Origin of the sequence: Listeria ivanovii subsp. ivanovii, from assembly GCF_900187025.1 — a bacterium.
Classification (GTDB): Bacteria; Bacillota; Bacilli; order Lactobacillales; family Listeriaceae; genus Listeria; species Listeria ivanovii.
The window spans coordinates 383,639-397,530 of sequence record NZ_LT906478.1 but is presented as its reverse complement, the minus strand read 5'-3'; the positions used below and the strand labels follow the sequence as shown (position 1 = coordinate 397,530).

Genomic DNA, 13,892 nt, shown 5'->3' with positions numbered 1-13,892 from the left:
AGTAAATCTTGCTTCATTATAACACTAAGTAGTTTCGACTAATCTTTTTTCGGGAACTTACTAACAACCATTTAAACCGAAGAAAGAAGGAATTGCAATGACAAAAATCACCAGTTATCCAGCTGAACCTTCTGATGTGAAACATTTTATTTCTGCTGAAAATAAAAAAAATGATCATCATCTGCATACGATACTTACATTTGATAATCATTTAAATATTTCCACATTAAAAAAAGCTGTCGTCCTATCCACCCAAAGATTGCCTCTCTTACTCTGTCATTTTAAAGAAACCAATCATGGAGCATTCTGGCAAGAAAGTGTTTTTTCAGCAGACGATTTAGTGGAAGTTATTGAAACAAGTGTACCCGAGCAGAAAGTAAATCAAGCGATTGTCAAAAAATTATCTACCGAAAATGGGCCACAAATCCGTTTAACTATTGTTCGAACAAAAACATCCGACCAGCTAGTTATTGTGATGAATCATATGTTAGCCGATGGGGCAGGTTTTAAAGAATATCTGTATTTGCTAAGTAACTTATATTCGAAGTCACTCGATAATCCCGGGTATCAAGCCAAACTTATTCCCGGTTCTCGCAGTCTAAAACTAGTTTTCGACCAATTTTCCAGCAAGCAAAAGCAAGCCATTTTAACCAAGAAAAAAGACCAACTACCGATTCAAAATCCAATACTACCACTTCAAGGTGATTCAAACAATCCAAAAATCATTTGGACTAAACTATCTAAACAAAAATTTGCTTCTTTCATCGACTACACCAAACAACACGAAGCAACTGTCAATGATGCTCTTTTTGCAGCAATGGCACTTACTATTCATCAAGTAACCAACCAAACTGCCATGTCAATTGATTGCCCAGTAGACTTACGAAAATATTTACCTGAAGATACCGTCCCCGGAATTACTAATTTAACTGCAAATATCACTTGCCATATAACTACAAACGATAAATTAACTTCTTTTGAAAGCACGCTACAAACTGTCAAAAAGTCTCTTCAACCACAAAAAAACAGCCTTGATGCATTACGAATTTATTATCTACTAGAAATCATTTTCAAGAAAAAGCCTTATATTGTTGCCAAGAAAGCTTCCGAAAAATTGTATTCTATTCCTAAAATCAGTTTTACAAATATTGGTATTATTAATGATGAAAAACTCATCTTCCAAGGTAGTATTTTAAAAGATTGTTTTATTTGCGGTTCTTTAAAGTACGCCCCATTTTTCCAAGTAGCTGCTACTACGTTTCGTGGTGAACTGACCTTAAGTATAAACCTCCATGGCACTAAAGAAGATCACGCATGGCAAGCTGAATTTTTGAACAAAATGTTGCAACAATTTCCCGATAATTCCAAAGGTTCAAGAAGCTAATTTATTCATTTCTCGTTTTCAGTCACTGTCATCAAGCAGTGAAAATGAAACACCCCGTTGAAAATCAATGGGGTGTTTTCCTCTATCTAAAAAAGCAATGCCAACAACAATTAGTTGGTAAATATTGGTTCCTTTTTTAATCTCCAAATTCATAGTCTACTTTAACGGTATGATTTCTTTGCGCTGAGGTTGGCGGCTTTGGTCCATCCGATAATAGTAGAGCCTCTTTTTATGCGATACCATACTTGCCCTTCTACTTTTGCTTGCCGATCCACTTTTAGCACTTTTCCTTTGTAGCTAGTTAATCTTGCTTTTTTCAAGGGTGCGTCTATCACTGGGAGCTTGTAGCAAAACTCTTTAGCTTTGCGGGCAATTACGTAACGTGTTAAATTGGCACGTTTTTCCATACTTGGCTTATAAAATGTATTTAGCGCACGCGTGTCGACCCAGCCGATAGTTTTGCCATTAATGCTGAACTGATACCATGTGGCACTGGATGTTTTTGCTTCTCGTAGGATTCGTAGTTTTTTTCCAGTATAGGCAGCAAGTGCTTTTACACGTTTGGCACCTGCTGTATTATAAGGTTTCGTCCAAACGGCATTTCCAGAAGCTTTTTTTATACGACTATATGCAGTGATTGCTTTGTTGTACTTAATTTTATCGTATTTGTCAGTGGATAAATTAGTGGCTTTTGTCCAGCCAATATTTTTAATTCTGTACCAAAGTTGTCCTTCGACAGTTGCTTGACGATCAATCTTTAGCGCTTTGAATTTGTGGCTAGCTAGGGTTCCTTTTTTCACCGGCGCATCTTCTACTGGAACAGAATAGATAGCAGCACTTGCTTTATTTACATTCACATAACGAGTTAGATTAGCAGCTTTTTCCATACGTTGATTATAAAAGATGTTAAGAGCTTTCATGTCTGCCCAGCCAATAGTTTTACCGTTAATACTGAATTGATACCATGTGGAAATCGGTGTTTTTGCTTCGCGTAAGATACGCAGTTTCTTGCCAGAGAATGCAGAAAGTTGGTTTACCTGTTTGGCACCGGCAGTATTAAACGGTTTTGTCCAAACAGTATTTCCCTTTGCAGTTTTTACTTTTGCATAGGCTATTATTGCTTTATCCCCTGTTATTTTGTCATATCTATCCAGGGAAAGGTTTTTCGCTTTTGTCCAACCGATATTTTTCAGCCTATACCATAGTTCGCCACCACTTTGCGTTTCTCGATCAACTGTTAAAGCTTTGAATCTGTGCGCAACCAGGGTACCCTTTTTTAGTGAATTATCTTCTTTAGGGAGCGTATAGACTCCTGAATTCCCATAAATGTTATTAACATAGCGAGTTAGATTAACTACTTTTTCAGTGGGTTCCTCTTTAAACACAGCGTATAAATCCAAATTATTTCCTGGCATCTGGTCTTTTTTAAAGTCCCACATGCGTCCAGCTGATTTGGCCGTGTACCAACCTTTAAAAGTATAGCCTTGTTTGGTTGGGGACTTTGGTTCATTCAAAAGGGAACCTGTTTCTACTTTTGTCGGTATTACTGTGCTGTCAATATGGAAGTTCACTGTATATACTGCTTTTAATGGCTGTGTTAATCTAACATAATAATTTGCCTTTGCTTTTCCAATCAAGACAGGCTGATAAAAGATACAAAATACTTCATTGGTATAAGATTGCAAATTCCACTTTAAGTTTGGCTTTTCGTAGTCACCACCATTACTTATAACTTCTGGACTAACCAATGTTCCATTTTCATCTCTTACTGTATTTTGTATGACTAAATTGTGCTCATAATTAATTGGTTTATTCACGTGTTCTTGATCATGCAACTCTAACACATCTAGGTTCTTAAGAGCAGCTAATCCTCTTATATCCATTATTTGGTTCTTACTCAAATATAGATTTTGCAAATTTGTTAAACCCACAAGCGCAATTATGTCGTTTAATTGATTTCCTTCTAGAGATAAGGTTGTTAATTTCGTTAAACCCGATAGTGGGGTTATATCCGTCAATTTATTATTATCCAAATATAAACTGTCTAAATTAGCTAATCTTCTAAGCGGTCTGATGTCACTTATTCCATTTTCATCCATAGAAACATAAACTAGATCCACTAAATTCTCAAGCCCGCTTAAATCAGTTACTTTATTTCCATCCAAGCTTAACCGCTCTAAGTTTTTTAAATCTGCCAACATACTTATATCACTTATCTCATTATCATTTAAAAATAAGTTTTTTAAATGAGTTAAATTTTCGATACCTTTGATGGACTTAATCTTTTTATCATCAGCGTCAATTTTCAGAATTCCATTTAACTCGTTTTGTGAAACCACATCTGTAACCGCTGCTTTTTGCAAGCTTTCTCTAACGACTTCTGCTAAAGCTGGATCTGGAAAAATCTGGTTAATTGTGGTTGAGGGTGTAATGTTTGAGGCCCGCGCATTCGTCCCGTAATTTAAGCTCATCCACATACTAAAAATAATGATGAAGCTTGTTACTAAAATTTTCCACATCGATAAATTACGTTTATTTTCCAATAGTTACTCTCCCCTTAATAAATAATTGAATATAAAAAGCTGAATATAGTCCGAAGACCGTATCCAGCTTTTCACACTAAATTTCAACGTTTATTAGCACGTACTTTTTTAGTGATAGCAAATGCTGTCGTTAATGCTAATAACCCTAACAGGATATATATAGCATTATCGCTGTCACCTGTAGTCGGAAGTGCCGTACCTTGGGAATGATAAAAATCATCTGTGTTCATATTACTTGTTGTACTTTTTGAATTCCCTGATTGTGTGTTTAATGTGTTGCTGTTGCTTTCAGTTATTATTACGGAAGAAGTTGTATCACTTCCGCCAACATTTGAAGCAGGCGGTGTATCCTTGCCGGGTGTAGGAGGTGTTACAGGATTCTTAGCGAACTGGGCATATAAAACAATATCACTCGCTGGCATTTTATCCGTTGTAAAATCCCACTCATTTCCTCCTATTTTAGCATCGTACCACCCTTTAAATGTGTAACCCGCTTTTATAGGAGCATTTGGTTCTTTTAGCAAACCTTGGTAATCTACTTTTTGCGTTATTGTCTTACCATCTACATCAAATATTGCTGTGTATATATTAACGCTGTACTGCGCATATAACGTGATATCTTTCGCTGGCATTTTATCCGTTGTGAAATCCCACTTGTTACCGCCTATTTTTGCATCATACCAGCCTCTGAAAGTATAACCCGACTTGGTTGGCTCTGTTGGTTCTTTTAGTAAGCCTTGATAATCTACCTTTTGCGTTGTAGTACTCCCATCGTTCTCTAGTGTTGCCGTATAACTATTAATTGTAAACTGCGCATATAGTGTTAAATCATTTTCTGGCATTTTATCCGCTGTAAAGTCCCATTTCTTACCACCTGTTTCGGCATCGTACCAGCCTTTAAAGCTGTATCCTTCTTTTTTAGGTGTTGGTGGTTCTGGAAGCAACTCATTATAGCCCACTGTTTGCGTCGTTGTTTTGCCATCAATATCCATTGTTACCGTATAACTATTTGCGCTGAATTGGGCGTATAAAGTGATGTCTTTCGCCGGCATTTTGTCGGCTGCAAAATCCCACTTATTACCACCAATTTTTGTGTCAAACCAACCTTTGAACGTATAACCTGGTTTGGTTGGCTCAAATGGTTCTTTTAGTAAGCCTTGATAATCTACCTTTTGCGTTGTGATATTTCCATCGACATCTAGTGTTGCCGTATAACTATTTATCGTGAATTGTGCATATAGCGTTAGATTATTTGCCGGCATTTTATCTGCTGTAAAGTCCCATTTCTTACCACCTGTTTTCGCATCATACCAACCTTTGAAACTATATCCTTCTTTTTTAGGTGTTGGTGGTTCTGGAAGTAATTCATTATAGCCCACTGTTTGCGTCGTTGTTTTGCCATCAATATCCATTGTTACCGTATAGCTGTTTGCGCTGAATTGGGCGTATAAAGTGATGTCTTTCGCCGGCATTTTGTCGGCTGCAAAATCCCACTTATTACCGCCTGTTTTTGCGTCATACCAACCTTTGAACGTATAACCCGACTTGGTTGGCTCTGTTGGTTCTTTTAGTAAGCCTTGATAATCTACCTTTTGCGTTGTGATATTTCCATCGACATCTAGTGTTGCCGTATAACTATTAATCGTAAATTGCGCATATAGCGTTAGATTATTTGCCGGCATTTTATCTGCTGTAAAGTCCCATTTCTTGCCACCTGTTTTCGCATCATACCAACCTTTAAATGTATAACCTTCCTTTGTTGGGGACGTGGGTTCTTGAATTAAGCTATCATAATCTACTTTTTGTGTTGTAGTCGTCCCGTCGACATCTAGCGTTGCGGTATAACTATTGATGGTAAATTGAGCATACAGTGTTAAATTACTTGCTGGCATTTTGTCTGCTGTAAAATCCCATTTCTTGCCACCTGTTTTTGCGTCATACCATCCTTTAAATGTATAACCTTCCTTTGTTGGGGACGTGGGCTCTGGAATTAAGCTATCATAGTCTACTTTTTGCGTTGTAGTCGTCCCATCGACATCTAGCGTTGCGGTATAACTATTAATGGTAAATTGGGCATATAGTGTTAAATTCTTCGCCGGCATTTTATCTGTGGCAAAGTCCCACTGATCTCCACCCGTTTTTGCAGTGTACCAACCCGTGAAACTATAGCCTGGTTTCGTTGGAGTTGGTGGCTCTGGAATTAATTCTCCGTAATTTACTTTTTGCGTTGTCGTTGTTCCATTAGAGTCAAGTGTCACATCATAGTTATTAAGATCAAATTGTGCATATAATGTGAGATCTTTGTCTGGCATTTTGTTGGTTGCGAAATCCCACTTATTACCGCCTGTTTTTGCATCATACCATCCTTTGAAAGTATAGCCTTCTTTTGTAGGAGATGTCGGTTCTTGGATTAAATCTTGATAGTTTACTTTTTGCGTTGTTGTTGTTCCATCGATATCAAATGTTGCCGTATAACTCGCCACGTTAAACTGCGCATAAAGAGCTAGGTTATTCGCCGGCATATAATCCGTTGCAAAATCCCATTTATTTCCGCCAACTTCTTTATCGAACCATCCGATAAAATTGTGTCCTGGCTTCACCGGTGTAGCTGGTTCAGTTAATAACGAACCTGCTTGAACTTGTTCCGATGTTTCTGTCCCATCTATATGATAACTAACTGTGTATAGTGCTGGATTTAAAGGTTGTGTTATCGTCCCACTAAATGTCCCAGTTGCATTACCAATAGTTACCGATTGACTAAATGAATAACTGACTTCGCTTACGTAACTAGGCAAGTTCCAAGTTATATCAGGACTTGCATAGCTACCATTATTACTTATAGTACTAGGTGCAATTAAAGCTCCAGTAGCATCTTTAATTGCATTAGGAATGGTGATAGTACTTTGGAAATTTATAGGGCTATTTGTAAAAGTTTGATTAGTTACTTTCAAGTCTCGTAGTTTCGTTAAACTCGCCAGTGGACTTATATCACTTATCTGATTATCTGTAACTTCTATATTTGTTAAACTAGTTAAATTCTTTAAGGCACTTAAATCACTTAACTCATTATTATTTAAATAAATTCTTTCTAATTTCGTTAAATTCGCCAACACGCTTATATCGCTTAAATTATTATTATTCGCTTCCAACCAAATTATATTGGTTAAATTGGCTAATGGACTAATGTCACTTATCTGGTTATCACTCAAATATAGCCTACCTATGTTAGTTAAATTGGCTAATGGACCTATATCACTTATCTGATTTCCCCACAAGACTAGCCAATTTAGATTGGTCAAATCGGCTAATTCACTTATATCACTAATTTGATTATCATTTAAATAAATACTGGTTAAGCTGGATAAGTATTGAACCCCCTCAATCGTTTTTATTCCTGCCCCACCTGCCGCGAGAATAGTTAATCTATCCAAATCAGTTTGTGTGACTGTATCTGTTACATTCGCTTTTCCCAAATTACTTCTAATTACTTCTGCTAAAGCTGGATCCGGGAAAATCTTGTTAATCGGAGTTGGCTGTGTAATACTTGCTGCCTCGACCTTCATGCCGTGATTGATATTTACCCAAGTACTGCTTCCAATTAACAGTATCGCTATGAAAACACTTTTTAGCCATAAATGTCGTTTCGCTTTCACCGTATACACTCCTTTTTAATTTGGATATTTATTAAAGTAGACACAAAATGAAAGGAAGTAACTATATGTCTAATAAAAAAAACAAAATAAAGATTCCCTAAAAACAAGGCTATCTTTATCTTGAAAAAAGCATTCTAGTTAGTATAGCCCTGAAAATTCGCTTTGCGTAATACTTAGCATAAGAATTCCCCTAAAACTCTACAAATCCGTCACTTATTAACAAATATTTTTTGTATACTCTAAGCTAGTTTGACAATAATCAGTTACTATCCATTTTACGGCACGAAAAAACAGCTTCCAAGTCCTCTAGGTTCTTTAAAAATCTGCTTTCTGTTTGTTTTTTATTAAATTTTTTTGAAAGGCAATTTTTCTATACACACAAATTATACATCTTTAATAAGTATAGCATTAGATATTTTCATGTTCAACTATTCGCACACCGTTCTGCTAAAAATTTATCTCCAGCCTACAAAAGACCCCAAACTATTCAGAAATGGGGCCTTTCCATTATTTCCTAGCACTAAGATTAGTAGCTTTTGTCCAGCCAAGTAACCTCGAACCATTTTTTATTCTGTACCATAATTGCCCACTAATAGTTGCTTGGCGGTCAATTCTAAGCGCTTTTCCTTTATACGACTTTAATTTTCCTTTTTTAATGGGGGCATCTGCCACTGGAAGCGAAAAGTAGCCCTCAGAAACCTTTCCTGCTTTCACGTAACGAGTTAGTTTTGCGCCTTTTTCCATATTCGGCTTATAGAAAACGTTTAATGCTCGTATGTCCACCCAACCAACTACTTTCCCATTCACACTAAATTGATACCACGTTGTAATCGGTGTTTTCGCTTCTCGCACAATTCGCAGGTTTTTCCCTACATAGGCAGAAAGTGGTTTCACCTTTTTGGCACCTGCTGTATTGTATGGTTTTGTCCAAACATCATTTCCAGGGGCTTTTTTCACACGTGCATAGGCTGTGATAGCTTTGTTGTGTAGTATTTTATCATATCTATTAAGCGACAAATTTGCTGCGTTGGTCCAGCCAATATTTTTAATTCTATACCAAAGTTGATTGTTAAGCTTAACTTGGCGGTCGATTGCTAACGCCTTGAACTTATGGTTTAGCAGGGTTCCTTTTTTGATAGGAGCATCTTCTACAGGTAGTGCGTAAACACCTGAGTTTGCTTTACTTACATTAACATATCGCACTAATTTAGCTCCTTTTTCCATAGAAGGTAGGTAAAAGTTGGTTAGTGCCCGCATGTCCACCCAACCAACTACTTTCCCATTCACACTAAATTGATACCACGTTGTAATCGGTGTTTTCGCTTCTCGCACAATTCGCAGGTTTTTCCCTACATAGGCAGAAAGTGGTTTCACTTTTTTGGCACCTGCTGTATTGTACGGTTTTGTCCAAACATCATTCCCAGGAGCTTTTTTCACACGTGCATAGGCTGTGATAGCTTTGTTGTATAGTTCTTTATCATACCGATCTGCGGATAAATTAACGGCATTTGTCCAGCCGATGTTCTTAATTCTATCCCAAGTTTTCCCATTAATGATTACTTGGCGGTCGATTGCCAAAGCTTTAAACTTATGATTCGCTAATGTTCCTTTTTTATTAGCCTCCTTTTCAACTGGAATAGAATAAATAAAGGCTTTTTCCTTGCTAACATTCACATAACGACTTAGATTAACTGCTTTCTCCATCCCTGGTACGTACTCTTTAGCAGTAAACTGGGCAAATAATGTGAGATTAGTTGTCGGCATTTTATCTACTTTAAAATCCCATTTTTTTCCGCCATTTTTTGCTGTAAACCAACCATTAAAAAGATATTTAGCTTTAGTTGGACTTATCGGTTGGGAAAGTGATGTTCCGGCTTTTGCTCTTACAGTATTTTGTTTGCCATCCACATCATAGGTAAAATTAAACTCCGCTATTAGAGGTTGTTTCACTTCCCCACTAAAAACTGCTTTTGTATTGCCATATTTTATTTTTTGATAAAAAGTGTATTGTACTTCCCTCACAAAACCGGGTAACTGCCATATTACATTAGGATTCGTATATTTCCCATTATGGCTAATGTAGTCTGGCTTTACTAAAGTCCCATCTACACTTTTCACTATGTTAGGAACAACAAAATTAGATTGAAAACTGACTGGTTTACTGGTACAAACTTGATCATTTATTTCTAACCGTTTAAGTTTTTTCAATCCCGCTAACGGGGTAATGTCGCTTACTTGATTTTGAAATAAATTTAAGGTCACTAGGTTGATTAAGTTAGTCAAAGCACCGATATCGCTTACCCTATTCCGCTCCAAACGTAAAGTTTCTAATTGTCCTAAATTAGCAAGTGCACTGATATCGCTCACTTGATTATTATCCATATCTAAAATTTCTAGTTTTGTTAAATTGGCAAGTGGTTTGACATCGGTTATTCGATTATTATTTATCGTTAGGCATTCCAGATTGGTTAATTTTGTAAGAGCGGTTAGGTCGTGTACTCTATTTCTTTCCAAAGTAATCCAATTCAAAGTCGTTAACTCACTTATTGGGCTTAAATCAGCTATTTGGTTGTCAGTTAGAAATAAATTGATTAATTTTGTTAAATATTCTAGCCCTTTAATTGATTGAATACCTTTTCCCTCGCCTTGAATCCATAACAAACCATTTAGGTCGTTTTGCGAAACTAAGTCGGATACTTTCTTTTTTCCTAAACTTTCTTTTATAACCTCTGCTAAAGCTGGATCTGGGAAGATTTGATTAATCGGTGCCGGTTTTGCAAGACTTTTCGCTTCTACCTTTGTTTCATTATATATATTAATCCATATACCAACAATGATTACTAGAATTATTTTTAATACGTTTATCGGCCATAAATGATGTCTATCTTTCACTACATACTCTCCCTTATAAATAGTTAGAAACAATTAATATAAATTTACCCTTCTTTTCTTAGAGACATTCATGTAGCTATAAAGAGTTTTCTTCAAATATAAAAAAGCTGGATATGGTCCTAGGGCCACATCCAGCTTTTCACACTACATTTTTACTTGGTACGCACCTTTTTAGTGATGGCAAATGCGGTGCCCACTAACAATAATCCTAGCAAGATATAGATTGCATTATCGCTATCACCAGTAGTTGGAAGTCCTGTACCTTGACCTTGGTAGTTATAAGCATTGTACGGATCATATCCGCTCATGTTATCACCGGTAGCGCTTTGTGAATTACCCATTTGTGTATTAGATGTGTTATTTCCAGGTATAGTTCCAGATGGAGTTGAACCGCTTCCTCCATTATTTGGTTGATTTGGAGGAGTTACAGGATCTTTTGTGAATTGCGCATACAAAGTAATATCATTTGCGGGCATTTTATCGCTTGCAAAATCCCACTTGTTACCGCCTTTTTCTGCATCATACCATCCTGTGAACGTGTAACCTGCTTTGGTTGGGACTTTTGGTTCTTTTACTAAACTTTGATAGTCTGCTTTTTGCTTAGTTTGCTTCCCATCAACATCAAGCGTTACTGTGTAGCTATTAGCACTAAACTGCGCGTATAAAGTGATATCTTTGGCTGGCATTTTACTTGTTGTAAAGTCCCACTTGTTGCCGCCTGTTTTTGCATCGTACCATCCTTTAAAGGTATAGCCTTCTTTTGTAGGAGTTGGTGGTTCTTGAAGTAGCTCTTGGTATTTTACTGTTTGCGTGGAAGTTTTACCATCTTCATTTAGCGTTGCAGTATAGTCATTAATAGTAAATTGGGCATACAAATCAAGATCATTTGTTGGCATTTTGTTTGTCATGAAATCCCATTTAGTTCCGCCTGTTTCCGCATCAAACCAACCTGTAAAAGTATAGCCTGTTTTAGTAGGCACTTTTGGTTCCGTTAGTAAATTGCCAGATTCAACCTCTGTCGCCGTCTCATTTCCATTCACATGATATTTAACATTAAATATCGCTTTTAATGGCTGTGTAACCGTTCCGCTAAAAGTAGCTGTTCCTCTACCAATTGTCACAGATTGATTAAAAGTATAACTTACTTCATTTGTATAACTAGGTAAATTCCAAGTAATATCTGGGTTTGTATAAGTTCCATTATCGCTTATAGTTGCTGGATTAATTAGTGCTCCTGTTACATTTTTCACTGCATTTGGAACAACCAAGTTACTTTGATATTTCACTGGTTGGCTTGTCACTTTTTGCTTATCCAAACCTAACTGTGTAAGTCTTGTAAGTTTAGCTAGTGGTGTAAGGTCGCTTATTTGGTTCGTTCCTGCCGATAGCTCTTGTAAGCTAGTTAAGTTTGCAATAGGGCTTACATCACTCACCTTATTATCGTAGAAAAATAATTGTTTTAGTTTTGTTAAATTCTCCAGCGGGCTTAAATCACTAATTTGATTCGTATATAAAGTTAGAAACTCTAAATTAGGCAAACTGCTTATTGGACTTATATCTTCTAGTTGATTTGTAGGAACTTGTAAAACGGTTAAATTGGTTAAATTAGAAATCGGTTTTAAATCACTAATTTGGTTGGTTGATAAGTTTAAATCTGTCAAATTTGTTAGATTTGAAATTGGAGCTAAGTTACTTATTTGATTATCCATTAAGTTTAATTTCTTTAGGTTCGTTAAACTAGCCAACGTACCAATATCAGATAAATGATTGCTATACAATGATAGCTCTGTTAAATTTGTTAAAATCCCAAGTGGTGTTAAATCACTAAATTGATTATTATCTAATGATAGGCTTTGTAAATTGATTAATTTAGCTACTGGGCTTATATCTGTTATCTTATTTCTTGATAAGTTCAATCGCTCTAATTTAGTTAAGTTAGCTAAAGGTTTTATGTCTGTCACTTTATTACCAATAGATAACCCTTCTAGATTTGTTAAATTACCAATAGGAGTAACATCACTAATTTCATTATCAGTTATTGCTAAATTCGTTAAGTTAGTTAAATTAGCTAAAGGAGCTACATCTGTTATTTTATTGTAAAACAATGTTAATTCAGTTAAACTCGTTAAATTCTGAAGTGGAGTTAAGTCTGCTATTTGGTTATTATTCATTACTAAGCTTGTTAACTTGGTTAAATTAGCAAGTGGAGTTAAATCTGTAATTTGATTGTAGCTAAAATCCAATTGGGTTACATTATTTAGATATTCAACTCCTGCAATAGATGTAATACCTTTTCTATCCGCTTCAAGAGAAGTTATTCCATCTAAATCCGTTTGTGTAACTGTATCTGATACTGTTGCTTTTCCTAGATCCGTTTTCACTACTTCAGCTAATGCTGGGTCGGTGAAAAGCGTATTGATAGGAGTTGGATTCGAAATAGTTGCTGCTTCGACATTTGTTCCATTGCTTGTTGCAACATAAAGACCACCAACACCTACAAGAATTGCTAATAATATACTTCTTAACCACACATATTGTTCTTTTCTCACTATATACACTCCTTTAAACTAGTTAGTAACAATACAAGGTTTAATTGTATATGGCTCTCTAATATAGCAGCGCAATATCTTCTGTCGGAACCGTTTTGCTCGTTTGACTGACATACTATGGTGTTACCGTAATATTGTTCTATTAATTCAGTAGTTACTTTATTTACGGAGTCATAACGATAAATCCTCGTTGCCTATGTTAGAGCATTATCTATATATCTTTCTAAATAGGATTAACCCAATGCTCGTTAATTAGTCAATAAACCATTTCGAATTCTATCGCATAAAATTATACCGCTCTTTGTGAATATTTTTGATTATTTTTTTCTAATCAAAACCCCGTAATATATCCTCAAAGACCGCCTTCTTAATTATCATCGAATGCCACATCCCCCCTCTCAATGTTCATTTAAATAATAATATAATAAAACTTCAAAAAAAGAATGTACTTATGTTAACCTCTACCCTTTACACTCAAATAAACACATATTTATACAAATAATGTAATTCTTTTTCAAATTATATGAATGATTTATTGAAAAACACGCAAATAAAAAAGACAAAACGAAAATACGCCTTCTCTCTTAAAATTGCCAACAGGTACCACTGCTAAAGAAATCTCACTCAATCAGCTTGATTAAAATTCTTACTTAGATACAAATAGCTCTAATTTAACTAAAATTAGTATAACATCAGTTATTTTTGTTGTAAACCGAAAAATACCAAAAAATCACTAAAATTTTCACTGTTTTTTATTTACCACTTGATATACTTTGAAATGAGAAATTTTGTCTGACAAGAGTTTCTACTGCTCATTATTGCATTTACTGGCAGGTAAAAAAACACAAAAAGAAGTAGGATCCTTTGTTAA

The 13,892-nt window shown here is 35.8% G+C and carries 5 protein-coding genes and 1 pseudogene; 1 reads left to right on the top strand and 5 read right to left on the bottom strand.

The genetic code is table 11. The features are described from left to right. The first annotated feature begins 97 nt into the window (after positions 1 to 97). The gene (locus tag CKV67_RS01885; RefSeq protein ID WP_014091887.1) at positions 98 to 1,384 is read left to right on the top strand and encodes a condensation domain-containing protein; all 1,287 of its coding nucleotides are present in this window, start codon (positions 98 to 100) and stop codon (positions 1,382 to 1,384) included. A gap of 161 nt (positions 1,385 to 1,545) precedes the next feature. On the opposite strand, the gene CKV67_RS01880 is transcribed toward CKV67_RS01885, so the two are convergent. From CKV67_RS01880 to CKV67_RS01865, 5 genes and pseudogenes are all read right to left on the bottom strand, one after another. Continuing rightward, a complete protein-coding gene (locus CKV67_RS01880; protein WP_014091886.1) occupies positions 1,546 to 3,927 on the bottom strand; it encodes a GW domain-containing glycosaminoglycan-binding protein in 2,382 nt (793 codons plus the stop codon). Between the two features lie 83 nt (positions 3,928 to 4,010). Beyond that, on the bottom strand, positions 4,011 to 6,185 hold the full coding sequence (locus tag CKV67_RS15060) for an InlB B-repeat-containing protein (RefSeq protein ID WP_426161179.1): 2,175 nt from the start codon (positions 6,183 to 6,185) through the stop codon (positions 4,011 to 4,013). A 21-nt stretch (positions 6,186 to 6,206) separates the two neighbouring features. Further along, positions 6,207 to 7,490: pseudogene (locus CKV67_RS15055) on the bottom strand (InlB B-repeat-containing protein); the annotation flags it as partial. Between the two features lie 597 nt (positions 7,491 to 8,087). Continuing rightward, complete coding sequence (locus tag CKV67_RS01870) at positions 8,088 to 10,472, bottom strand: GW domain-containing glycosaminoglycan-binding protein (RefSeq protein WP_025279744.1); 2,385 nt, start codon at positions 10,470 to 10,472, stop codon at positions 8,088 to 8,090. A gap of 152 nt (positions 10,473 to 10,624) precedes the next feature. Beyond that, positions 10,625 to 13,021: a leucine-rich repeat domain-containing protein gene (locus CKV67_RS01865; RefSeq protein ID WP_014091884.1), complete on the bottom strand. Its 2,397-nt coding sequence runs from the start codon at positions 13,019 to 13,021 to the stop codon at positions 10,625 to 10,627. Positions 13,022 to 13,892 lie beyond the last annotated feature (871 nt).

Excerpts from the sequence above, each read along its gene's own strand:
- CKV67_RS01885 (WP_014091887.1), top strand. The coding sequence starts at position 98 with ATGACAAAAATCACCAGTTATCCAGCTGAACCTTCTGATGTGAAACAT.